Annotated in this window: 23 protein-coding genes and 1 pseudogene; 10 read left to right on the top strand and 14 right to left on the bottom strand. The window is 70.8% G+C overall.

Going from position 1 to position 22,471, the window contains the following annotated elements; all coding sequences use genetic code 11:
* Nucleotides 1–390: 390 nt before the first annotated feature.
* Entirely contained in the window at nucleotides 391–1,869 is a 1,479-nt protein-coding gene (locus tag Aph01nite_RS37260; protein WP_204045787.1) for a hypothetical protein, read from the top strand.
* A gap of 512 nt (nucleotides 1,870–2,381) precedes the next feature.
* Here the strand turns inward: Aph01nite_RS37260 and tsaD are convergent.
* The 11 genes from tsaD to Aph01nite_RS37205 all read right to left on the bottom strand — a co-directional run bounded on the left by tsaD (nucleotide 2,382) and on the right by Aph01nite_RS37205 (nucleotide 12,176).
* A complete protein-coding gene (tsaD, locus tag Aph01nite_RS37255; protein ID WP_204045786.1) occupies nucleotides 2,382–3,404 on the bottom strand; it encodes a tRNA (adenosine(37)-N6)-threonylcarbamoyltransferase complex transferase subunit TsaD in 1,023 nt (340 codons plus the stop codon).
* Nucleotides 3,397–3,828, bottom strand: coding sequence for a ribosomal protein S18-alanine N-acetyltransferase (rimI, locus tag Aph01nite_RS37250; protein WP_204045790.1), 432 nt, complete (start codon nucleotides 3,826–3,828; stop codon nucleotides 3,397–3,399). The genes tsaD and rimI overlap by 8 nt, the downstream gene beginning before the upstream one ends.
* A 32-nt stretch (nucleotides 3,829–3,860) precedes the next feature.
* Nucleotides 3,861–4,571 (bottom strand): tRNA (adenosine(37)-N6)-threonylcarbamoyltransferase complex dimerization subunit type 1 TsaB, encoded by a 711-nt coding sequence (tsaB, locus tag Aph01nite_RS37245; protein WP_204045789.1) that lies wholly within the window; start codon nucleotides 4,569–4,571, stop codon nucleotides 3,861–3,863.
* Between the two features lie 246 nt (nucleotides 4,572–4,817).
* Nucleotides 4,818–5,336 carry a class F sortase gene (locus Aph01nite_RS37240; protein ID WP_239162267.1) on the bottom strand — a complete coding sequence of 173 codons (519 nt, stop codon included), beginning with the start codon at nucleotides 5,334–5,336 and terminating at the stop codon, nucleotides 4,818–4,820.
* Between the two features lie 45 nt (nucleotides 5,337–5,381).
* Nucleotides 5,382–6,026, bottom strand: a complete 645-nt coding sequence (locus tag Aph01nite_RS37235) for a hypothetical protein (RefSeq protein ID WP_204045784.1) — start codon at nucleotides 6,024–6,026, stop codon at nucleotides 5,382–5,384.
* A gap of 112 nt (nucleotides 6,027–6,138) precedes the next feature.
* On the bottom strand, nucleotides 6,139–6,597 hold the full coding sequence (tsaE, locus tag Aph01nite_RS37230; RefSeq protein ID WP_204045783.1) for a tRNA (adenosine(37)-N6)-threonylcarbamoyltransferase complex ATPase subunit type 1 TsaE: 459 nt from the start codon (nucleotides 6,595–6,597) through the stop codon (nucleotides 6,139–6,141).
* 48 nt (nucleotides 6,598–6,645) lie between these two features.
* Entirely contained in the window at nucleotides 6,646–7,695 is a 1,050-nt protein-coding gene (locus tag Aph01nite_RS37225; protein WP_204045782.1) for an alpha/beta fold hydrolase, read from the bottom strand.
* On the bottom strand, nucleotides 7,692–8,843 hold the full coding sequence (alr, locus tag Aph01nite_RS37220) for an alanine racemase (RefSeq protein ID WP_204045788.1): 1,152 nt from the start codon (nucleotides 8,841–8,843) through the stop codon (nucleotides 7,692–7,694). The genes Aph01nite_RS37225 and alr overlap by 4 nt, the downstream gene beginning before the upstream one ends.
* A gap of 46 nt (nucleotides 8,844–8,889) precedes the next feature.
* Nucleotides 8,890–10,350 carry an NAD(P)H-hydrate dehydratase gene (locus tag Aph01nite_RS37215; protein WP_204045781.1) on the bottom strand — a complete coding sequence of 487 codons (1,461 nt, stop codon included), beginning with the start codon at nucleotides 10,348–10,350 and terminating at the stop codon, nucleotides 8,890–8,892.
* A gap of 44 nt (nucleotides 10,351–10,394) precedes the next feature.
* A complete protein-coding gene (locus Aph01nite_RS37210; protein WP_204045780.1) occupies nucleotides 10,395–10,745 on the bottom strand; it encodes a holo-ACP synthase in 351 nt (116 codons plus the stop codon).
* Between the two features lie 9 nt (nucleotides 10,746–10,754).
* Nucleotides 10,755–12,176, bottom strand: a complete 1,422-nt coding sequence (locus Aph01nite_RS37205) for a PhoX family protein (RefSeq protein WP_204045779.1) — start codon at nucleotides 12,174–12,176, stop codon at nucleotides 10,755–10,757.
* A 122-nt stretch (nucleotides 12,177–12,298) separates the two neighbouring features.
* Between Aph01nite_RS37205 and coaA the strand changes: the two genes are divergently transcribed.
* From coaA to Aph01nite_RS37175, 6 genes are read left to right on the top strand one after another with little or no spacing between them, the layout of a single operon-like run.
* Nucleotides 12,299–13,222, top strand: a complete 924-nt coding sequence (gene coaA / locus Aph01nite_RS37200; protein WP_204045778.1) for a type I pantothenate kinase — start codon at nucleotides 12,299–12,301, stop codon at nucleotides 13,220–13,222.
* 13 nt (nucleotides 13,223–13,235) lie between these two features.
* On the top strand, nucleotides 13,236–14,213 hold the full coding sequence (locus Aph01nite_RS37195) for a DUF389 domain-containing protein (protein WP_204045777.1): 978 nt from the start codon (nucleotides 13,236–13,238) through the stop codon (nucleotides 14,211–14,213).
* 36 nt (nucleotides 14,214–14,249) lie between these two features.
* A complete protein-coding gene (locus tag Aph01nite_RS37190; protein ID WP_204045776.1) occupies nucleotides 14,250–15,140 on the top strand; it encodes an ABC transporter ATP-binding protein in 891 nt (296 codons plus the stop codon).
* 26 nt (nucleotides 15,141–15,166) lie between these two features.
* Entirely contained in the window at nucleotides 15,167–16,033 is an 867-nt protein-coding gene (locus Aph01nite_RS37185; RefSeq protein WP_204045775.1) for an ABC transporter permease, read from the top strand.
* Nucleotides 16,030–16,938, top strand: a complete 909-nt coding sequence (locus Aph01nite_RS37180; protein WP_204045774.1) for an ABC transporter ATP-binding protein — start codon at nucleotides 16,030–16,032, stop codon at nucleotides 16,936–16,938. The genes Aph01nite_RS37185 and Aph01nite_RS37180 overlap by 4 nt, the downstream gene beginning before the upstream one ends.
* On the top strand, nucleotides 16,935–17,651 hold the full coding sequence (locus Aph01nite_RS37175) for an ABC transporter permease (RefSeq protein WP_204045773.1): 717 nt from the start codon (nucleotides 16,935–16,937) through the stop codon (nucleotides 17,649–17,651). Before Aph01nite_RS37180 ends, Aph01nite_RS37175 begins: the two co-directional genes overlap by 4 nt.
* Here Aph01nite_RS37175 and glmM read toward each other — a convergent pair whose 3' ends face one another.
* From glmM to rplM, 3 genes are read right to left on the bottom strand one after another with little or no spacing between them, the layout of a single operon-like run.
* On the bottom strand, nucleotides 17,652–18,983 hold the full coding sequence (glmM, locus tag Aph01nite_RS37170) for a phosphoglucosamine mutase (RefSeq protein WP_204045772.1): 1,332 nt from the start codon (nucleotides 18,981–18,983) through the stop codon (nucleotides 17,652–17,654).
* Between the two features lies 1 nt (nucleotide 18,984).
* Complete coding sequence (gene rpsI / locus Aph01nite_RS37165; protein WP_204045771.1) at nucleotides 18,985–19,506, bottom strand: 30S ribosomal protein S9; 522 nt, start codon at nucleotides 19,504–19,506, stop codon at nucleotides 18,985–18,987.
* 30 nt (nucleotides 19,507–19,536) lie between these two features.
* A complete protein-coding gene (gene rplM / locus Aph01nite_RS37160; protein ID WP_204045770.1) occupies nucleotides 19,537–19,980 on the bottom strand; it encodes a 50S ribosomal protein L13 in 444 nt (147 codons plus the stop codon).
* Nucleotides 19,981–20,353: 373 nt separating this feature from the next.
* Between rplM and Aph01nite_RS37155 the strand changes: the two genes are divergently transcribed.
* From Aph01nite_RS37155 to Aph01nite_RS37145, 3 genes and pseudogenes are all read left to right on the top strand, one after another.
* Nucleotides 20,354–21,061: a CAP domain-containing protein gene (locus tag Aph01nite_RS37155; RefSeq protein ID WP_204045769.1), complete on the top strand. Its 708-nt coding sequence runs from the start codon at nucleotides 20,354–20,356 to the stop codon at nucleotides 21,059–21,061.
* Between the two features lie 53 nt (nucleotides 21,062–21,114).
* Entirely contained in the window at nucleotides 21,115–21,852 is a 738-nt protein-coding gene (locus Aph01nite_RS37150; protein ID WP_204045768.1) for a hypothetical protein, read from the top strand.
* A 72-nt stretch (nucleotides 21,853–21,924) separates the two neighbouring features.
* Nucleotides 21,925–22,471: pseudogene (locus Aph01nite_RS37145) on the top strand (hypothetical protein); the annotation flags it as partial.

Genomic DNA, 22,471 nt, shown 5'->3' with positions numbered 1-22,471 from the left:
ACGCGCTGCAGAATGCGCGCATCGCAGGCTAGCTCGCTTCGGAATGTGCATATCGCAGGCCTCGAGATCACACGCCGGCCCTGCTTGGGAAATGCGCGCCGAATCGCAGACCAGGCGATTCTTGTGGTGAGCGCACGTGCCGCTCGCTTCCGAAATGACCCCTCAGTCCGGCATCGGCCTGGGCGGTCGCGGAAATGGCTCTATGAGCTGGTAAAACGTTCTCCATTCGGGCAATCCACCGGGAAGTGCGATCTTTTTCAGTCCGAGCTGAATGGGTGGCGACGAAGGGCTACAGTTCGGTGACGGCGCGTGTTCGCGCGTGTACATCCCCTTTCGAACCGACCATTTCCCACCGCTGCCATCGAACGTCGGCGAGTGAAGGAGCCTTCGGTGGACCACTCCAACCACACCCTCCTCCAGGCGGGCAGTCAGGCCGCCATCTCCGACCGGATGCGCGAGCTCTTGGCCCGCGCGGCCCAGGATCACGTGTACGAGCAGCGCACCCAGGGTGCCGTACTCGACGAGATCCGGCAGCGGCTCGAAGGCATGGAGTGGCTGCTGCGCGAGGTGCGCGAGCGGGAGCTCGGCGGCCTCAGCGGCACCATGGAGGCGGTCAACGGGCGCCTGGACGACATCACCAACCGGCCGCCCGCCTGGGCGGAGGGGCTGGCTCAGCACGTCGAGATGGTCCGCGACCACGTGGACGCGGTGAACGAGCGGGTGGCCGGGGTCGGCGACCGGGTCACGCCGATCGCGGAGCTGCCCAGTCTGTGGGCGGACGTCGGCACGGTCGGCGAGAGCGTGGACGAGGCCCTGACCCGGCTGGCCTCCGTGCTGGACGGCACGCAGCACGTGACCGATCGCATGGTGGAGTTCACCAAGCGGCTCGGGCAGTTGCAGGCGAGCATGGAGGCGGCGGCCAACCGGTTCACGCGGCTGGACAAGGTGCTCGGGGAGCTGGCGCAGCGGACCGAGCGGCTCGAAGGCGGCGTACTCGACCTGACCGCGAACCTGGGAGGTGCGGTGGAGGCCGCCGCCGACCGAGTCAGCGCGGCCGTCGATCAGGTCGCCGAGCGCGTTTCCGAGGTCGAGAGCCGTCAAGCCGCCGCCGGTACGCGCCTGGATCGCCTGGACACCGGTCTCGCGTCCGTCACCACCGGGCTGGCCACGGTCGGCGAAGGGCTGACCACGGTCACCGCTGGGCTGGCGACGGTGAGCGAAGGACAGTCGGCGACCGGGGCGCAGTTCCACGCGCTGGAAGGTCAGGTGGCCGGGGTGACCGCCCGGCTGGACCGGATCGACGGGCGCATCGAGACCGCTGACGAGTGCCTGGCCGACATCGACACCCGGATGTCCGGCGTGGAGTCCCGCCTGGGCGGGGTGGACGCGCGCCTGGCCACCGTGGACGGGCATCTCGGCCGCCACGACGAACGGTTCACCACGCTGGACGAGCGGGTGAACGTCCTGGACGAGAGTCTGCGCGCTCGTTTCACCGCACTCGACGAGCAGGTCGCGGAGCGGCTTGACGGCGTGGACGATCGGGTCGAAGCCGTCAGCCAGCGGGTCGGGCAGCTGCCGGCGACCCTGGAGATCAGTGAACTCCACAAGAACCTGGGCGACCTCAGCGCCGAGCACGCCGGCCGTTTCGACACCGTAGAACGCCGCCTGGCCGAAGCCGCCGACGCCCTCACGCCGCTCATCACCGCCCGCCCCGACCACGGCCAGCTGACCGAGACACTGACGAAGACCCTCACCGACACGGTCGAGCCCGCGCAGAACGACATGACGCGCCGCCTGGGGGCCCTGGAAGAGACCATGCTCGCCCTCGCGGAGGCCTTGCTACGCCCCACCCGCACCGGCAAGGACTAACCCCCGCGACCACAAACGGGCTCCCCCACCGGGGAGCCCGTTTCGCATGTGAACACCAGACACCACGCCCTCGCCGTTATCCGGCGCCGTTAACGCAGGTGACGTTCTTCGCCGCACCGGCGCCAAGAACCACCGGCCCATCACCTATGACCAGCCGACCCTGTTAAGACCAGACGCCAGGTCCTCGCCGTATCCGGCGCCGTCAACGCAGCTGGAAAGCTCTCTCCGTCCCGGCACCAAGATCGTCGGACCATTGCCCGAGGAACAGCTGGCTCTGCCTGTTGGAGCACCTAACAGAATCGACCAGTCGCTGGGTTCTCGCCTTATCCAACGCCGTTAACGCAGGTGAGGCGACTCGCCGCACCGGCGCTAGGACCGCCCTACCCCTCACCAAGATCAGCCCACCAAGGCGTCCCAACAGAAGTGGGTGGTCGCTCGTGGCGTCCGGGCGGCGCGAACTGGTCGCGGGTGGCGATGGCACCGGAGAGCGGTGAGAAGGGGCGGCTTTGGGTTTAGACGTGGATGGTGGTGATGGGGAGGGAGGAGTCGGCGGGGATTGTCAGGGGGGAGGGGGCGATGCCGGCTTCCAGGAGGTTGGAGCCTAGGGCGGCGACCATGGCGCCGTTGTCGGTGCAGAGGCCGGGGCGGGGGACGCGGAGGCGGACGCCTGCGGCGTCGCAGCGTTCCTGGGCCAGGGCGCGAAGGCGGGAGTTGGCGGCGACGCCGCCGCCGATCAGGAGGTCCTGGACGTCGTGTTCGGCGCAGGCGGCGAGGGCCTTGCGGGTGAGGACGTCGACGACGGCTTCCTGGAAGGAGGCCGCCACGTCCGGAACCGAGAGGGAGCCGCCGTTCTTCTCGACGTATCGGGCGACCGCGGTCTTGAGGCCGGAGAAGGAGAAGTCGAGAGTGCCGTCGTCGGCCTTCCCGCGCGGGAAGGTGATCGCGGTGCCGGAGCCCTCCTTGGCGGCCCGGTCGATGTACGGGCCACCGGGGAAGGGCAGCCCGAGCACGCGGGCGACCTTGTCGAAGGCCTCGCCGGCGGCGTCGTCGACCGTGGAGCCGAGCGAGACGACCTCCTTGGCCACGTCCGGCACGAGCAGCAGTGAGGAGTGCCCGCCGGAGACCAGCAGGGCCACGCAGGGCTTGGGCAGCGGGCCGTGTTCGAGCTGGTCCACGGCGACGTGCGCGGCCAGGTGGTTGACGCCGTAGAGCGGCACCCCCAGCCCCAGCGCGTACGCCTTCGCGGCCGCGACGCCGACCAGGAGGGCTCCCGCGAGCCCGGGCCCGGCGGTGACCGCGATGGCGTCGATGTCGCCGATCCGGAGGCCGGCCTTGGCCAGGGCGCTCTCCACGGTGGGCGCCATCGCGTCCAGATGCGCCCGGGAGGCCACCTCGGGCACGACGCCGCCGAACCGGGCGTGCTCGTCCATGCTGGAGGCGATCGTGTCGGCGAGCAGTGTGTGCCCGCGCACGATGCCGATGCCCGTCTCGTCGCAGGACGTCTCGATTCCCAGGACGATCGGCTGGTCAGCCATCGAGTTCCCTCATCATCGTGATCGCGTCGGTGCCGTCGTCGTAGTAGCCGCGGCGCACCCCGTACGCCTCGAAGCCGAAGTTGGTGTACATGGTCTTGGCGCCCGGGTTGTCGGCCCGTACCTCCAGGAAGATCCTGGTGGCGCGGCGGCGGGCGGCTTCGGTGAGGAGCGCGGTCAGCAGCTGGGAGCCGATGCCGGCGCGGCGGTGTTCGGCGTAGACGGCGATGGTCTGCACATCGGCCTGGTCGGCGGCGACGGCGAGGCCGGCGTAGCCGACGATCCGGCCCTCGATCTCGGCGACCAGGTAGTGGCGGGTGCGGGGCTGGTCGGCCAGTTCGCCGCGGAGCATGCCCTCGGTCCAGGCGTCCGCGGGGAAGGTGGCCCGCTCGATCTCGATCACCGCGGCCAGGTCGTCCCTGGTCATCTGGCGGAGGGCGGCCACCGGGGCCTGTCCGATCACGCCGTCACCCGCTTCGGCGCTCCCGGGATCTGAGCGTCGGGCCTGCGCAGGTAGATGGGCACGGGCGGCCCCAGGACGGCACGCCCCTGGGCGGCCTCCTCGGAGTCGATCCTGCCCTCGGGCAGCCGCGTCGCCGCGGCGGCCTCCTCGGGGGTCAGCGCGGCCAGCTGTTCGGCCGCGAGGGCCGCCAGCGCGCCGGCCGAGGGGTGTTCGGGGCCGGTCACCGGGCCGACGATCTCCTCGTAGAGCCGGACTCCGACGATGGGGAGCCCGCCGGGCACGTCGTGCGGCCGGGCCACCCGGGGTCCGTCGACCCGGGTCCGCGCGTCGTCGTATCGCGCCCAGAACAGTTCTTTGCGCCGGGCGTCGGTGACCACCGTGAAGGGCGTCGCCGACTCCGTCGCGTACGCCAGGGCGTCCAGCGTGCACACCCCGTACGCGGCGACGCCGAGGCTCGTGCAGAGGGCGCGCGCCGTCATCAGCCCCACCCGGAGCCCCGTGTAGGGACCCGGCCCGGCGCCCGCCACGAGCGCGGTGACGTCGCGCAGCGAGGCTCCGGCTTCGGCCAGCACCCGCTCGATCGCCGGGGCGAGCAGTTCGCCGTGGCGGCGGGCGTCGACCACCGTGGATTCGGCCAGCACGCGCGTTCCGTCATGCAACGCGGCGGTCACGGCAGGGGTCGCGGTATCAAAGGCCAGGACCAGCACGAACAACAAGCCTAGCCGCTCCCGCGACTTCACCCGTCAGAAAGCCGGCAAGGCGGATGGGGCAAGCGCGATCAGGCGCGGTCGGCATGGAGGGCGGGTGTGGTGAGGCCCGATCAGGCCCGGAAGGAATGCGCGATCAGGCGCGGTCAGCGTGGAGGGCGGCTGCGGTGAGGCCCGATCAGGCCCGGAAGGCGGGGGCGATCAGGCGGGCGGTCACGCGTGGTCAAGCTCGGAAGGCGGGCTCCGTCACGTGCGGTCGGTGCGGGAGGCGTACACGATGATGTTGTCCTCGTATTCGTGTTCGCTCCAGTCGAAGGTCCCGCCGCAGGTGACCAGCCGCAGCCCCTCGCCCGTGTAGACGCTGCTGGCCGGGAACCTCTCCTTGGCGACCTGCTGGACCGAGTCCACGGTGTACGAGATCGTCTTGCCGTCGCTGCGCAGGACCTTCACGTCCGCGCCCTTGCGGAGTTCCTTCAGGCGGTAGAAGACGGCGGGCGCGGTCTTCGTGTCCACATGGCCGATGATCACGGAGGCGCCGCCGTCCCCGGGTACGGCGCTGCCCTTGTACCACCCGGCCACCTTCGGCTTCTCGTACGGCGGCAGCTCGACCTCCCCCGACCCGGTCAGCCCGAGCTCCATCAGCGGAGCCTTGAGCTCCAGGGCCGGGATGTCGATGCGTTCCGGCACGGCCGAGGAGCGCGCCGGGGCGGCGGCGGGCTCGGTCTGCGGTTTGGCGATCGCGACCAGCACGAATCCGGTGATCACACCGGCGATGACCAACGAGCGGGTGGAACTGGCCAATCTCTGCTCTCAGCCCCGGTTGCGCCTGCGGGCCACACCGATGCCGATGAAGAACGCCGCCAGCAGGCCGATGGTGATCGGGGTGACCGGCACGCCGGACTCCTCCTCGGGTCCGCCGGCCGCCGTTCCGCCGCCGCCCGCGCCGGGCGCCTTGGTGGGGAAGTTGCCGGTGGGCGGCGCGGCAGTCACCCGGAACCGGGCGCTGCCGAGGTCGTTGGTGGCCTCGCAGCGCACCTCCACCCGGTATCCGCCGGCCTTGGCGTTGGCGCTGAGCAGCGCGACGCCGGTCAGGCTGGGTTCGGCGGCCGGGGTGGCGGCGGGGGTCGCCGCGAGCGGCGGCATCAGGCTGACGATGCCGGTGAAGGCGTCGGAGCGGGCGCTGGCCTTGTACGTGGTGCCCGGCTGGGCGGGCGGGCAGAACGCGGTGACCCGGACGTTCTTGGTGGACCCGCCGACGATGGAGGTCGGATCCACCACGACCCGGATGTTCTGCCGGGGTAACACGGATAACGTCGCGGTCGGTATCGGCGAGAGCGTCGTCACCGACGGGGACGCGGTGGGCGAGCCGCTCTGGGCCTCCGCCGAACACCCGGCGGCGCCGATCACGCCGATCAACGATGCCCCCGCACATGCGGCCTGAATCAGCTTGCCCATCGGCGCACCCCTCTCACCACACCTGTACCCAGAAAATCTAGGCCAATCAATTACTAAAGATCTTCATTTTCTATTGATCCCCAGCGTTGTGGAAGGTCCAGCGAGGAACGGCCTAGATCAGGGCCGCCGGGATATCGGACCAACGATGGCCTATGCCCCGAACATGCACGATTCGCCGATCATCCTCGGCGCGGGATTCGATCAGGATTTCGAGCCTCTCGTCGGAAAGATCTTCGACGAGACCCTCGCCCCACTCCACGATCGTCACCGAATCGGCGATGGACGCGTCCAGGTCGAGATCGTCGACCTCCAGCGCGCCCCCCAGCCGGTACGCGTCCACGTGCACCAGCGCGGGACCGTCCGCCAGCGACGGATGCACGCGGGAGATCACGAACGTGGGCGAGGTGATCGGCCCGCGCACGTTCAGCCCCTCCCCGATGCCCTGGGTCAGCGTGGTCTTGCCCGCGCCCAGCGACCCGGTCAGCACGACGAGGTCGCCCGGAGCCAGCCGCCCGGCGATCCGGACCCCCAGCGCGCGCATCTCCGCCGCGTCACGGACCTCAGCCTTCATCTCAGCCCACTCCCGGATGTCTCGGTCAGTCGTCTCGGTCAGTCACGGTCAGTCACGGTGGGCGGCCCTCTCCAGCAGCGCCCGCAGTGCGTCGTTCACCACGCCGGGCCGCTCCAGCTGCACCAGGTGCGACGTCCCCGGCACCAGGGTGAGCTCGGCCGTCGGCACGGCCGCCGCGATGGCCCGGCTGTGGTCGGGCGGCGTGAGCCAGTCCCGCTCCCCCACCACGATCGCGGTCGGCACCTTGTTCAGCACGTCCAGCGCCGTCAGCTTGTCGTGCGACATCAGCGCCGGATAGAAATCCGCGATCACCTCGGACGGGGTGGCCCGGATCATCGACTCGACGAAGTCCACGACGGTCGGGCTGACCGCCTTGGAGTCGCCGAAGCCCAGCAGGCGCAGGGCCAGGAAGGCCACGTCGTTGCCGACCTGGCGCCCCCGGTCCACCAGCGCGGCCCGGCGGCGCATCACCGACACCGCGCTGGGCACCGCCTTGTTCACGGCCTTGGAGACCAGGGCCGGCAGCCCCAGGCTCAGCTCGGCCAGCTTGCCGGCCGAGGTGGAGATCAGCGCGACCCCGCGCACCTTGTCCCCGAACAGCTCCGGCCGCCGGTCGGCCAGCGCCATGATCGTCATTCCGCCCATGGAGTGCCCCACCAGCACGCACGGCCCCGGCACGAGCTGCTCCAGCACCAGCGCCAGATCGTCGCCCAGCCGGTCGATCGTGCAGTCGGCGGCCTCCGCGCGGGCGGACTGCCCATGACAGCGCTGGTCCCAGAGCACCACCCGGTACCGCTTGCGCAGGTTCCGCCACTGGTAGTGCCAGGAGTCGGAGCTGAGGCAGTACCCGTGGCACAGGACCACGGTGAGTTCGGCGTCCTCCGGCCCGTCCACCTCGGCGTGGATCATGATGCCGTCGGAGGTGATCAGCGTGCGCTCCTGGCCGCGCAGTTCGCCGAAGGGCTCGTTGGCCTCCGGGTCGGGGCGCAGCCGGATACGCCCCACCGCGTACCGCTTGGCGAGCGCGCCCGCCGCCAACCCGGCGGAGGCCGCACCGACGATGGCCCCCGCGATCCCGACTGTCCGCCGTGCGGTCATTCCCGATCTCCTCGTCGCCCGTTCCCCGGCCGTTCGTTGAGGTGAACACGTGGCACGCGGGATCCGATCCCGGTCACGATCTCATGAGTGATTGTGCCGAGGGAATCCGCCCATTCCTGACATGTCGGCTCATTTCCGTGTCCGGGGCCGAAAAGGATCACTTCGTCACCGGAGGTGACGGCGTCGTCGCCCAGATCCAGGGTGAACTGGTCCATGCAGACCCGCCCGGCGATCCGCCTGCGGCGCCCGCCGGCCAGCACTTCGATGCGATTCGTCCCCGCGCGCATGATCCCGTCCGCGTACCCGAGCGGCACGAGCCCAAGCGTCGTCTCGCGCTCGGTGTGGTAGAGGTGCCCGTAGGAGACCCCTGATCCGGCCGGTACGCGTTTGACCATGGCCAGCTGGGCGACCAGCGTCATCGCGGGTTCCAGGCCGAAGTCGCCCAGTTCGGGGATGGGGCTCAGGCCGTACACGGCGATGCCGGGGCGGACCATGTCGTAGCGGGCCTGTGGGAGCGTGAACGTGGCCGCCGAGTTGGCGATGTGGCGGATGGCGCCGGAGACGCCCGCCTGCTCGGCCTGCTTGACCGCGTCCTCGAAGGCCGCCAGCTGGGCGTCGATGGACGGGTGGCCGGGGATGTCGGCGCACGCGAAGTGCGACCACAGCCCGGTCACCTTGATCAGCCCCTCCGCCTGTACGGCCAGCGCCCGGTCCACCAGTTCCGCCCACTCGGCCGCGGACGCCCCGCCGCGCGACATGCCCGTGTCGGCCTTGAGCTGGACCGCCGCGGTCCGCCCGGTGGCCCGTGCCGCCGCCGCGATCTCGTCGATCAGCCAGGCCGAGCCGGCCGACAGCTCGACGTCCTGCCCGAGGGCCTCCGCCAGCGGCTCCCCCGGCGGGATGATCCAGGCCAGCACGGGTGCGGTCACCCCGGCCGCGCGCAGCTCCAGGGCCTCCCGCAGGTACGCGGTGCCCAATCGGGTGGCGCCGCCCTCCAGCGCGGCCCTGGCGCACGCGACCATGCCGTGGCCGTACGCGTCGGCCTTGACGGCGACCAGCAGTTCCGCGCCGGGCGCCTGGGCGGCCAGCAGCTCCACGTTGTGACGGATGGCCGCCAGATCCACGCGGGCCTCGGCCGGAGTCAGCATGCTCATCCGTCAATTTTCGCAGCCGCCCCCGGTGGCCGCGACCAACTCAGAGACTCTGGATGACCTGCGGCAACGCCCGCGCCACGTCCATCGCGGCGATAGGTCCTTGTCCGCCGGAGTTTCCGGTCGAGGCGAGCCGGGCGGCGAGTCCGTGCAAATGGGCCGCGCAGGAGGCGGCGTCATAGCCGCTGAGCCCGGCCGACAGCAGCGTGCCACCGATTCCGGACAGCACGTCACCGGTCCCGCCGGTGGCCAGCCAGGAGGTGCCGGTGGCGTTGACCCGGACCGGCCTGTCCTCCTGGGCGACCACCGTGGTGGACCCCTTCAGCAGCACGATCGCCCCGAGTTCGGTGACCGCGCGGCGCACGTGCGCGATCCTGGCCGCCTCGATCCGGTCGCGGGGCACGTCCAGCAGCCGGGACAGCTCGCCCGCGTGCGGGGTGAGCACCGTGGGCGCGGAGCGCCGCAGCATCGACCGGTCCCCGGCCAGCACGGTGAGGCCGTCCGCGTCCACCAGGACCGGCACGTCAGTGGCCAGCACCGCCCGGACCAGTTCCCGGGCCTCCTCGCCGGTGCCCAGTCCGGGGCCGATCACCCACGCCTGCACCCGCCCGACGTCCGCCACCGAGGGCCCGTCCAGCACCGTCGTGATCGCCTCGGGCCAGTGCGCGCGCACCTGCCCCACCGCCGCCTTCGCGCCCGCGAACCGCACCAGCCCGGCCCCGGCCCGTACGGCACCGCCCACCGAGAGCACCGCCGCGCCGGTGAACCGCTCGCTCCCGGCGATGATCCCGATCACCCCGCGGCGGTACTTGTCCGACTCGGCCCCCGGCCTGGGCAGCAGATCCGCCACATCCTCGTCCGTCAGCGACACCACGTCAGGATCCGGCAGGTACGGCCCCAGCCCGATGTCCACCAGTTCGACCCGCCCGCAGTACGACCGGCCCGGATCGACCAGCAGCCCGTTCTTGCACGCCCCGAACGTCACCGTCACCTGCGCCCGTACGGCCGGCCCCTCCACCCGGCCCGTGCTCGCGTCCACCCCGCTGGGCACGTCCACGGCCACCACCAGCCCCGACGCCTCCGAGGCCGCCACCGCCAGCCGCCGGTACGGCTCCCGCAGCTCCCCCGCGCCCCCGATGCCCACCAGCCCGTCCACGACCAGATCGGCCCGCCGGACGACGTCCGGCCACGGGGCCTCCACCGTGCGCCCGCCGGCCTCGCGCAGGGCCTCCAGCCCGGCCTGGTGCGTACGCGACCCCGCCAGGACCGCCTCGACCCTGGCCCCGCGCCGGGCCAGCAGCGCGCCCGCGTACAGCGCGTCGCCGCCGTTGTCGCCGCTGCCGACCAGCAAGGCCACGCGGGAGCCGTACACGCCGGGGAGGAGGCCCGCGCAGACGACGGACAGGCCGGTCGCGGCCCTGCGCATCAGCGTGCCGTCGGGGAGGAGGGCCATGAGCGCCCGCTCGGCCGTTCTGATCTGGTCAGAGGTGTAGGCGGTCCGCATGCTCCGACGCTAGCCGGAGCCGATCTACGAAGCCATCCGCCACGTCAGCCTTCGGCGATCACGTAGGCCAGCGCGAAACCGCCGTCGTGGCTGAGCGAGACGTGCCAGGTCCGCACGCCCAGGGCGGCGGCGACCTCGCCCGCCCGCCCGCCGACGGACAGCGACGGACGCCCGTCCGGGTCCCTGCGCACCTCGGCGTCCTGGTGCGAGAGCCCGGGGGGCGCCCCCAGCGCCTTGGCCACGGCCTCCTTGGCCGCGAAGCGGGCGGCCAGCGACGGCACGGGCTCGGCCTGCTCGGCCGCCGTGAACAGACGGGCGCGCAGGCCGGGCGTTCGCTCCATGGAGGCCGCGAACCTGGCCACGTCCACCAGATCCACCCCGATACCGATGATCACTCTTTCACTCTAGAACCCGCCTTTGTGCCACGGGCCCCAGATGGCGTACGAGAGGCCCTGGGAGGACTGCACGTTGACATAGAGGGTGTGCCCGTCGGGGCCGAAGGTGCTGCCCGCGAACTCGGCGCCCGAGTCGCCGGTGACCGGCATCAGGCGGCTGAAGTCGAAGATCTCGCCGCGCCTGGTCAGGCCGCGCAGGTAGTTGTCGCCGCCGCCGTCCTCGCAGAGCACGAGCGTGCCGCGCTTGCTGGTGGTGACGTTGTCGGGCAGGTCCAGCACCAGCGAGCCGGGGGACTCGTAGACCAGGCGGAGGCGGTCGCTCCAGGTGTCGTACGCGAAGATCTGGCCGCGGCCCTTGCCGAAGCCGGAGGGCGCGGTGTCGCCCGCGGCGGTCGCGCCGCCCTGGGTGGAGACGAAGTAGACGGTGCCCGAGTCGTAGACCGCGCCCTCAAGACGGGAGAAGATCGCGGCGCCCTTGGCCCTGCCCTGGTTGCCGACGTACTGGATGGCCTGGTCGTTGGTGGGCTTGACGGTGAACGTGGGGTCGGGGTCGTCGATGGTCACCCAGGTCGCCTGGAAGCTCGCGCCGGCGGGCAGGCCGACCGAGAGGTCCTTGCCGGGCTGGTGTTTGACGGCCAGCATCTGGAGTTTGCCGCCGTCCAGGATGCGGCCGGCCTTGAGCGGGTTCTTCGGCGGGAGGTACCGGTAGAAACCGGAGGCGAAGCCGAAGTTGTCCTCGGTCAGGTAGATGGCCCCGGTGCGCGGGTCGAAGGCGGCCGACTCGTGCGCGAACCGGCCGGCCGAGCGGATCGGCCTGCGACTGGCGGCGCGGTCGATCGGGACCTCGAAGATGTAGCCGTGCTTCTGCTTGAGCAGCGTGTTGTCGGCACCGGTGAAGTCGTTGCCGACGTCGGGGCCGTTGACGGTCTCCTCGCAGGTGACCCAGGCGCCCCACGGCATCGGGCCGCCGGAGCAGTTCATCTGGGTGCCGTTGAGGCTGGCGGCGCTCTTGATCACCTCGCCGTACCGGGTGACCCGGAGGGTGGCCGTGCCGCCGCCCGCCGCGCTGTCGTAGGCGTCGGCCACGTTGCCGAACGCGCCCACCGGGCCGTTGACCTCGTGGTTGCGTACCAGGATGGTGCTGCCCTTGGGGCCGCGGAAGGCGGCCATGCCGTCGTGCCGGCCCGGGGTCAGGCCGCCCTCGGTGAACGCCTCCCCGACCGGGTTGAACGAGCGGTACCGGAAACCGGCGGGCAGCTGTAACCGCACCACGCCGTCACGCAGGTCGGCCACCGGGCCGAGCGGTCCGTAGTCCGCGCCGTGCGTACGGGCGCCACGCGCGCCGGCCGCCGCGACCCCGGCGAAAGGTCCGCCGAACATCGCCACACCAGCGGTGGCCGCCGAAGCCGTCAGGAATTTACGCCGGTCCATCCTGGACTCCCTCCGTCGTTCACGAAACGTTAATGTCCCTCAGAAGTACGGCTGTAGGGCATATCTCGCCCAATTCGACGGCCGGTCGATGTCGTCCCGAGACGCGTCGGTAATGTTGCCGCGTGGCAGTCGGAGACGCGTATGTCGAGCTCAGCCGGGCGCAGTGGCGCGAATTGCGGCGCAACACCCCCCTCACCCTCACCGAGGCGGAACTGACGGAGTTGCGCGGGATCGACGATCCGATCGACCTGGCCGAGGTCACCGACATCTACCTGCCGCTGACCCGGCTGCTCAACCTGCACTTCACGGGAGCCCGGCAGCGGGGGGCCGCGGTGAGCACGTTCCTGGGGGACGACGCGGTGCCGCCGCCGTACATCCTGGGGATCGCGGGGAGCGTGGCGGTCGGGAAGTCCACCACCGCGCGGCTGCTGCACACGCTGCTGGCCCGCTGGCCGGAGCACCCGAAGGTGGACCTGGTCACCACCGACAGCTTCCTCTACCCCAACCAGGTGCTGACCGAGCGCGACATCATGCACCGCAAGGGGTTCCCGGAGAGCTACGACCGCCGGGCGCTGGTCCGCTTCGTCGCCGACGTGAAGGCGGGCAAACCCGAGGTCACCGCCCCGGTATACAGCCACCTCGAATACGACATAGTCCCCGGTGCCCAACAGGTCGTGAAAAATCCGGACATCCTTATTGTTGAGGGGTTGAATGTCCTCCAGCCGGCCCCGCCCACCGCGCTGGCCGTGAACGACTATTTCGATTTCTCGATTTACGTCGACGCCCGCATCGAGGACATCCGCGACTGGTACGTGGCCCGCTTCCACCAGCTCCGCGCCACCGCCTTCGCCGACCCCAAGTCGTACTTCAAGTACCTCGCCGACCTCTCCCACGCCGAGGCCACCGACTTCGCCCGCACCATCTGGCGTGACATCAACGAGCGCAACCTGGTCGAGAACATCGCCCCCACCCGCGGCCGCGCCGGCCTGATCCTGCGCAAAGGCTCCGATCACTCCATCACCCGGGTCCGCCTGCGCAGAACCTGAGTACTGTTCGCCCATGCTCCATCTGCGTGTGATCAGCCCCCCGGAACACACCGAGGCGGCGGTCGCCCTGCTGCGGCAGGCCCCCGGCCTGACCAACCTCGTCGTGCTGCCGGGCGTCGCCCACGAGCCCGCCGGCGACCTGGTGCAGTTCGACCTCGCCAGGGAGGCCGCCAACGAGGTCATCGGGCACCTCACCGAGCTGGGCATCAGCGCGGCGGGATCGATCGCGGTCGAGAACGTGGACCTGATGCTCTCGGACTCCGCCGACCGGGCCGAGGAGGAGGCGCCGGGCGAGGCCGAGGACGCCGTCGTCTGGGAGGAGCTCGCCCAGCGGGTGGCCGACGACACCCGGATCACCTGGGCGTTCCTCGCCTTCCTCGCCATCGCCACCCAGCTCGCCGGGATCGGCGTGGTGGTCGGCTCGCCCATCCTGATCGTGGGCGCGATGGTGCTCGGCCCCGAGTTCGGCGCGATCGCCGCCATCTGCTTCGGCCTGCTGCGCCGCCACCCCGACCTGATCGCGCGCGCGGCCCGCGCGCTCGCCGTCGGCTTCGGCGTCGCCATCGCGATCACTTTCGCCTGCGCCCTGGTGTCCTCCTGGCTCGGCTGGCTCGACGCGAGCCTGCTCGACACCCACCAGGAGGTCGAGTTCATCGTGAAGCCCGACAAGTGGTCGTTCATCGTGGCGCTGCTGGCGGGCGCGGCCGGCGTGCTGTCCATCACGGCGGGCAAGTCCTCCGCGCTGGTCGGCGTCTTCATCTCGGTGACCACCGTCCCGGCCGCCGGCTACGCGGCCGTCGCGCTCGCGCTGGGCGCGTGGGAGGACGTCGGCGGCTCCGCCCTCCAGCTGGGCGTCAACCTTCTCGGCATGGTCGTGTCCGGCACCCTCACCCTGTACGCGCAGCGTCTGCTCTGGTCCCGCTACAGCCGCGCCATTCCGCTTACGCGCCGGGGAGTAGGACGACGCGAGGAAGCTCGTCCTTTCGGCTGAGGCCGGGCGGCGGGCGGGACCGGTACTGTCCGGATCATGACAATCCTCGCAACCGAGGGTCTCACCAAACGGTTCCCCCGCGTCACCGCGCTCGACCAGCTCACGGTCGCCGCCGGCGAGGGCGTCACCGGGCTGGTGGGAGCCAACGGCGCGGGCAAGTCCACGCTGATCAAGATCCTGCTGGGGCTGCTGCCCGCCAGCGCGGGCCGCGCGTCCGTGCTGGGCATGGACGCGGCCGTACAAGGCCTGGAGATCAGGCGATCCGTGGGCTACATGCCCGAACACGAATGCCTGCCACCCGACGTGTCGGCCACCGAGTTCGTCGTGCACATGGCCCAGATGTCCGGCCTGCCGCGCACCGCCGCTCGGGAGCGCGCCGCCGACACCCTCCGCCACGTCGGCCTGCACGAGGAGCGCTACCGGCCGATCGGCGGCTACTCCACCGGCATGAAGCAGCGGGTGAAGCTGGCCCAGGCGCTGGTGCACGACCCCAAGGTGGTCTTCCTGGACGAGCCCACCAACGGGCTCGACCCGCAGGGCCGCGACGAGATGCTCGCCCTGATCCGCAGGATCGGCACCGAGTTCGGCATCAGCGTGCTGGTCACCTCGCACCTGCTCGGCGAGCTGGAACGCGTCTGCGACCACGTCATCGTCATCGACGGCGGCCGGCTGCTGCGCTCCTCGGCCATCGGCGAGCTGACCCAGGTCACCCAGGCGGTCGCGGTCGAGGTCGAGGAGGGCTGGGAGCAGCTGGCCCGGCACCTCACCGAGGCGGGCGAGGCGGTGGCCGTGGAAGGCCGCCTGATCACCGTCCAGGTCCGCGCGGAAGACACCTTCGACGTGCTCAGGGACGCCGTCTGCGACCTGGACCTCAATCTGGTACGGCTGGAGCAGCGGCACGGCCGCATCGAGGACGTGTTCAAGTGACCCAACCCCCAGTGAGCCAACCTCCCGTGACCCAGCCCACCGGTGTCATCCACGACATCGGCTACCGCCACTACGACGGAGTCCGCCTCACCCGGGGCTACGCCGCCACCGCGCTCGCGCTGAACAGCCTGCGCGGGGCCTTCGGCCTGGGCCGTACCGCCCGGTCGAAGATCATTCCGTTCCTGATCGCGGGCACCATGCTGCTGCCGGCGGTGGTGTCCATCGCGGTGATGGCGCTGCTCAAGGAGCAGGGGCTGCCGTACAGCGGTTACGCGGTGACCATGCAGGCGGTGCTGGCGGTGTTCCTGGCCGCGCAGTCGCCGTACCTGGTGGCGCCGGATCTGCGGTTCCGGGTGCTGCCGCTCTATCTGTCCCGGCCGCTCAAGGTGATCGACTACGTGGGCGCCAAGTTCGTCGCGCTGGTCGTGGCGCTGTTCCTGCTGCTGGCCGCGCCGCTGACGCTGATGTACATCGGCGAACTGCTGGTCGAACTGGACACCCCCGTGCGTACCAGCGAATACCTGGCCTCCCTCGGCGGCGGCGTGATCTGCGCGGTGCTGCTGGCCGCGATCGGGCTCGCGCTGGCCTCGTTCACGCCCCGGCGCGGCCTGGGCGTGGCCGCGGTGATCGCGTTCTACATGTTCACGCTGGCCGCCTCGGGTGTGTTCTTCGGCGTCTTCGAGTCGGAGAACCAGCAGACCGCCGCCGAGTGGAGCCTGCTCGGCAACCCCTTCTTCCTGGTGGACGCCGTGCAGACCAACCTGTTCGGCACCGAGCCCAGCAACGGCACCGGCTACCCGCCGGGGATCGCGCCGGCCGCCATCACCCTGGCCGTCATCGCCCTCGCGCTGTCCGCCCTCTACCTGCGCTACCGGAAGGCGGCGGCCGCGTGAGCGTGATCGAACTGAACCAGGTCTCCCGCTGGTACGGCAACGTGGTGGCCGTCAACGACGTCAGCATGACCGTCGGACCCGGCGTGACCGGCCTGCTCGGCCCCAACGGCGCCGGCAAGTCCACCCTGCTGCACCTGATGGCGGGCTTCCTCTCCCCGTCCGGCGGCACCGCCACCCTGGACGGCAGGCCCATCTGGCGCAACCACGAGATCTACCGCACGATCGGCCTGGTGCCGGAACGGGAAGGCGTCTACGGCTTCCTCACCGGCTGGCAGTTCGTGCAGTCCGCCGCCCGGCTGCACGGCCTGCCCGACGACGCCGCCGAGCGCGCCCTCGACCTGGTCGAGATGGCCCCCGCCAAGGACCGCAGGATCGAGACCTACTCCAAGGGCATGCGCCAGCGCGTCAAGGTCGCCGGCGCGCTCGTCCACGACCCCCAGGTGCTGCTGCTCGACGAGCCCTTCAACGGCATGGACCCGCGCCAGCGGCTGCACCTGATGGACCTGGTCAAGAAGCTGGGCGCGGCTGGCCGCACGATCCTGTTCAGCTCGCACATCCTGGAGGAGGTGGAGCGGGTCGCCCAGCAGATCGAGGTGCTGGTCGCGGGCCGGCACGCGGCCTCCGGCGACTACCGGGAGATCCGGCGGCGGATGACCGACCGGCCGCACCAGTTCCGGGTCCGCTCCAGCGACGACCGCCGGCTGGCCGCCGCGCTGATCGCCGACCCCTCCTCCGGCGGCGTGTCCCTCACCGCGCAGGGCCTGGAGGTCCGCACTGAGGACTTCCGCCGCTTCACCCGGCTGCTCCCCCGCCTGGCCCGCGACCTCAACGTGCACCTCTGGCAGGTGTCCCCCACAGACGAGGACCTGGAAAGCGTGTTCTCCTACCTCAGTGGGCGCTCATGAACTCCGTCGTGGCGTCCATCACTTACCGGGCCATGCTCGGGCGCAAACGTGTCTGGCTGCTGGCCCTGCTCCCGGTCGCGCTGATCGCGATCGCCGTGCTGCTGCGCCTGATCGGCGCCGGCCACGAGAGCACCACCGTCACGCTGATGGAGACCTTCGCGATCGGGGCGATCCTGCCGCTGCTCGGCCTGATCGCGGGCACCGGCGTGATCGCCCCCGAGATCGAGGACGGGACGATCATCCACCTGCTGTCCAAGCCGATCCCGCGGCACCGGATCATGGTCACCAAGTTCGCGGTGGCCGCCTCGCTGATGGTGGTCTTCGCCGGGGTGCCCACCTTCCTGGCGGGCTACCTGATGATCGGCACCGAGGCGAACGTGGCGGCCGGATTCGCGCTCGGCGCGGCGATCGGCGGTATCGCGTACGCGGCGGTGTTCCTGCTGGTGGGCGTGCTCACCAAGCACGCGGTCGTGGTGGGCATCATCTACGCGCTGGTCTGGGAGGGCGCCATCGGCGGGTACGTCCCGGGCGCGCGCAAACTCTCCATCCAGCAGTGGGCGCGGACGCTGGCCGACCAGGTGACCACCTCGCCGGCCCTGAAGCCGGACGTGGCGCTGAGTTTCGCCCTGCCGGCGATCGTGATCGTCACCGTGGTCGCGGTCATCTGGGCCGGTCAGCGACTGCGCGGGCTGTCGCTGACCGGCGATGAGTGACTAACCGCAGACGTCCCTGACGGTGTCCGCCAGCCGGGCGGCCACCGTCTCGGCCTGGTCGTGCGAGCGCGCCTCGACCATGACGCGGATCATCGGCTCGGTGCCGCTCGGCCGGATCAGGACCCGGCCGGTGTCGCCGAGCCCCTCCTCCGCCAGCGCCACCGCGGCCAGCAGATCCGGGTGCGCGGCCTTGTCCTTGGCCACGTCCCGGACGTTGACCAGCACCTGCGGGAGCTTGGTCATGACCGAGGCCAGCTCGGCCAGGCTGCGGCCCGTGCTCACCACGGCCGCCAGCAGGTGCAGCGAGGTGAGCAGCCCGTCCCCGGTGGTGGCGTGGTCGAGCATGATCACATGCCCGGACTGCTCGCCGCCGAAGTTGTAGCCGCGCTCCTGCATCTGCTCCAGCACGTAGCGGTCGCCGACGGCGGTCTCCACCACCGTCACCCCCGCCTCGCGCATGGCCAGCTTGAAGCCGAGGTTGGACATGACCGTGGCGACCACCGTGTCCTGCTGGAGACGGCCCTGCGACCGCATCGCCAGCGCCAGGATCGCCATGATCTGGTCGCCGTCGATCTCCTCGCCGTCGCCGGTCACCGCCAGGCAGCGGTCGGCGTCGCCGTCGTAGGCGATGCCCAGGTCGGCCGACTTGGCCACGACCGCCTTCTTCAGCGGATCGAGGTGGGTGGAGCCCACCCCGTCGTTGATGTTCAGGCCGTCTGGAGCGGTCCCAATCGTCTCCACCTGGGCGCCCGCCCGGCGCAGCGCCTCCGGGGCGACCATGTGGGCGGCGCCGTGCGCGCAGTCGACCACGACCCGCAGGCCGTCCAGCCGGTGCGGCAGCGAGTCGAGCAGATGCGCGACGTAACGGTTGGCCTCCCCGTACGCCTCCCGGACCCGGCCCACGGCGGAGCCGACCGGTCGTTCCCACGGCTCGCCGAGGCGTTCCTCGATCTCGTTCTCCACCGCGTCCGGCAGCTTGAAGCCGCGCCGGGTGAGGAACTTGATCCCGTTGTCGGGGGCGGGGTTGTGGGAGGCCGAGAGCATGACCCCGAGGTCGGCTCCCAGCGCCGGTGTCAGATAGGCGACCGCCGGGGTGGGCAGCACGCCGAGCCGGAGCACGTCCATGCCCGACGACGCGAGGCCGGCGACCACAGCGGCCTCCAGGAATTCTCCTGAAGCCCGCGGGTCCCGGCCTACGACGGCGAGCGGGCGGCTCCTCCCGGCGTCCCGGAGCACGTGCGCGGCCGCCACGGACAGGTCCATGGCGAGCTCGGCCGTGAGGTCGCGTCCCGCGACCCCGCGTACCCCGTCGGTGCCGAAAAGGCGGCCCAATTTAACGCTTGCTGTACTGCGGAGCCTTACGAGCCTTCTTCAGGCCGTACTTCTTGCGCTCGGTGGCGCGGGCGTCCCGGGTGAGGAAGCCGGCCTTCTTGAGCGGCGGGCGGTTGGTCTCGGCGTCCAGGATGGCGAGCGCGCGGGACAGGCCCATGCGCAGGGCGCCGGCCTGTCCGGTCACGCCGCCGCCGTCGATGCGGGCGATGACGTCGAACTGCTCCTCGGCGCCGAGCACCACGAAGGGCTCGTTCACGATCTGCTGGTGCACCTTGTTCGGGAAGTAGGTGTCCAGCGAGCGGCCGTTGATCGTCCACTTGCCGGTGCCGGGCACGATGCGGACGCGGGCCACGGCCTCCTTGCGCCGGCCGGTGCCGTACGAGTTGCCGGTCGTGACCGGCTTGCGCACGGGAGCGTCGGACGCGGGCGACGACTCGGTGGTGTACTCCGACGGGAACTCCTCGGCGGAGTAGTCTTCCAGCTCGCCCTCGACGAGCGTCTCGGTACCGGTGGTCTCAGCCACGGTTCTCCTCTTAACTTTCCTGGCTCGGCGTTACTGGGCGATCTGGGTGATCGTGAAGGGCACCGGCTGCTGGGCCTGGTGCGGGTGCTCGGAACCGGCGTAGACCTTGAGCTTCTTGGCCATCTTCCGGCCGAGGGCGTTCTTGGGCAGCATGCCCTTGACGGCCTTCTCGACGGCCCGGTCCGGGCGCTTCTCCATCAGCTCGCCGTACGTGACGGACCGCAGGCCGCCCGGGTAGCCGGAGTGGCGGTACGCCTTCTTCTGCTGCAGCTTGTTGCCGGTGAGGGCGACCTTGTCGGCGTTGATGACGATGACGAAGTCACCGGTGTCGACGTGGTTCGCGAAGATCGGCTTGTGCTTGCCACGGAGCAGGACAGCGACGTGGCTGGCCAACCGGCCGAGCACCACGTCGGTCGCGTCGATGACGTACCACTGACGCTCGACCTCGTTGGGCTTCGGTGTGAACGTGCGCACGGCAGTGCCTTCTGTTGGAATGTGAACTCATCGGTAGGTTGCGCGGGCACACGGCGACAACCTTCCGTCTCCACATTCACGGGAGATGACGCCGGACGCGCCGTGCATCAGTCAGCGAAGGACTGATCCACACACAACGAACTAGCAGACTACCGGTCCCCCGGCCAAACGGCAAAACGAACCGGAGAAGCCGCGCGAGTCTAGACCTTGATCCACGCGGCGATCTACCCAATAGGCCAATCTCGTCTCGTTGTTCTCATTTTCAACACGCCTCCGGGTCCCTATATTTGGCTGCGGTATGTGGCAGACCCCTCACACCCGGCATACCCAACAGACTTCCCGGCGCGGGACTCTCTTGGGCTTAGTCGCATGCGTGACGGCGGTTCTGCTGCTGGGCATCGTGATCGGGCGCCTGACCATGACCCCGGGCGATCCCGACGACGTCTACCTGCGCAATTCCGAGCCCACGCCGCTCGCCAAGGCCTCCACGTCGGCGTCCCCGGCCCGATCGCGGCACCGTACGCCACTCGCCCCCGTCGCCCGCGCCGTCGCCGACGACACCGCCCCGGTGACCAACCGCGCCGCCCCCACCAGCCGGGCCCGCCCCCGTGACTCCCACCTCATCGACGGCTCGTACGGCGACGGCGGCCAGACCAACACCCACGGCCGTGACGAGGTCGCCCCCAGCGGCACCCACCTGGCCATGCTGGAAGCCGAAGTGATCGACCTGGTCAACGCCGAGCGGGCCAGGAAGAACGGCTGCCGCCCGCTCAGGACCGACCAGCGCCTGGTCCAGTCGGCCAGGACCCACTCCGCCGAGATGGCGGCGTCCAACTCCTTCGTGCACGAGTCCCCCAACGGCGCCACGCCCTGGCAGCGCATGGCCCGCGCCGGATACCAGCACGGCGGCGCGGAGAACATCGCCCGCGGCTACCAGACCGCCGCCGAGGCCGTACGCGGCTGGATGGCCAGCACGACCCACCGGGCCAACATCCTCAACTGCCGCCTCACCGCCACCGGCGTCGGCGTCAGCCTCGGACCAGGTGGCCCGTGGTGGACACAGGACTTCGGCTACCCCTGACGGTATTCCTGACCGGTCCGCATCTGGTGGGATAGGCGGCTAATCTCAGGCCCATGGGTTCCCGCGACTACCCGTCCTCCTCCCTCTGGCGTCCCCCGGTGGCGATCGCCGTCATCGCCGTGGGCCTCGTCCTCGTCGTGGCCGTCGGTTTCTGGTTCTCCGCCAGCGGCGAGAAGGCCCCGGAGACCGCCGCCTCCCCGAAGGCGACCCCGTCGCTCCCCCAGGTCCCCGGCGGCCAGTACGGCTACGCCGCCTCCCGCAAGACCGACCCGGAGCCGCTCACCACCAAGGAGCTCTTCGGCAAGGCGAAGATCACCAACAAGGGCCGCTCCTACCGGCGGACCACCTTCAAATACAACAAGGTGTGCAAGGACGCCATCTCCGGCGCGAAGATCGAGAAAGCGCTCAAGGCGGCCGGCTGCACGCAGCTCATCCGGGCCAGCTTCCGGGACGCCGGCGGCAAGGTCATCGGCACCGTGGGCGTGGCCAACCTGAAGACCTCCGCGGGAGCCAAGAAGGTCGCCACCGCCGGCGCCGGCGACGAGCGCAAGGACTTCCTCAAGCCGCTGCCCGGCACCGACGAGATCAGCAAGTTCCTCGGCCAGGGCGAGGCGTACGCGGGCGGCTGGTATCACGGCCATTACGCGGTGTTGCTGTGGTTCCAGTTCAAGGATGGGCACAAGCCCGAAAAGGCCGAACTCAAGCGGCTCACCCAGGCCGCCGTGGACATCACCGACCAGACCGTTTTCGCGGCCCTGGACAGGCGCTCCATCAGGGGCGCTCCGGCCTGAGGCAGCCGGGAAGCCCTGCGGAAACGCCCATAGCGGCACGCCGATCTCGCCAGCGCCGATACGCTTCCGCCTATGCGTGGCCAGGATCCGGGTTCCGAACACGACTACGACCGCAGCGGTCCCGCGGCCTCGGCGGTTCCCCCGCCGAGCTTCGGGCAGGCCGGTCATGGCGATGACCTGCGGCCGGGCGCGGGCTCTCCGTGGCGTCCCGGCTACAGCTGGTTCTCGGCCCCCGCCGAAGGCGAGACCTGGTCACCCTCGTCACCCTCCGTCACCGACGCTTCCGTGGCAGCGGCCACGCCCCCGGTGATCCCCGGCGCGCCGCCGTGGCAGCCGCCGCCCGCCTTCACCGCGGCCGCCGCCGGCATGGCGGTCTGGCCCGGCACGAACGACACCCCCGACCAGCCCGTCTGGCCCGCCGCCACCGGCGAACCCATGGGCGACATCTCACTCCTCCCCGCCCCCACCGCAGAATCCGTCGACAACCGCCCCTCCTGGCCCGGCCCCACCGGCGAGCCCGCGAACGAGCGCGCCGTCTGGCCCGGCCCCACCGGCGAACCCGCAGGCAACCAACCCGTCTGGCCCGCCTCCACTGCGGAATCCGTGAGCGACCGCCCTT

Origin of the sequence: Acrocarpospora phusangensis, from assembly GCF_016862995.1 — a bacterium.
GTDB classification, from domain to species: domain Bacteria; phylum Actinomycetota; class Actinomycetes; order Streptosporangiales; family Streptosporangiaceae; genus Acrocarpospora; species Acrocarpospora phusangensis.
Note: the sequence above shows the minus strand (reverse complement) of the source record. Positions and strands in the feature narration are given on the sequence as shown.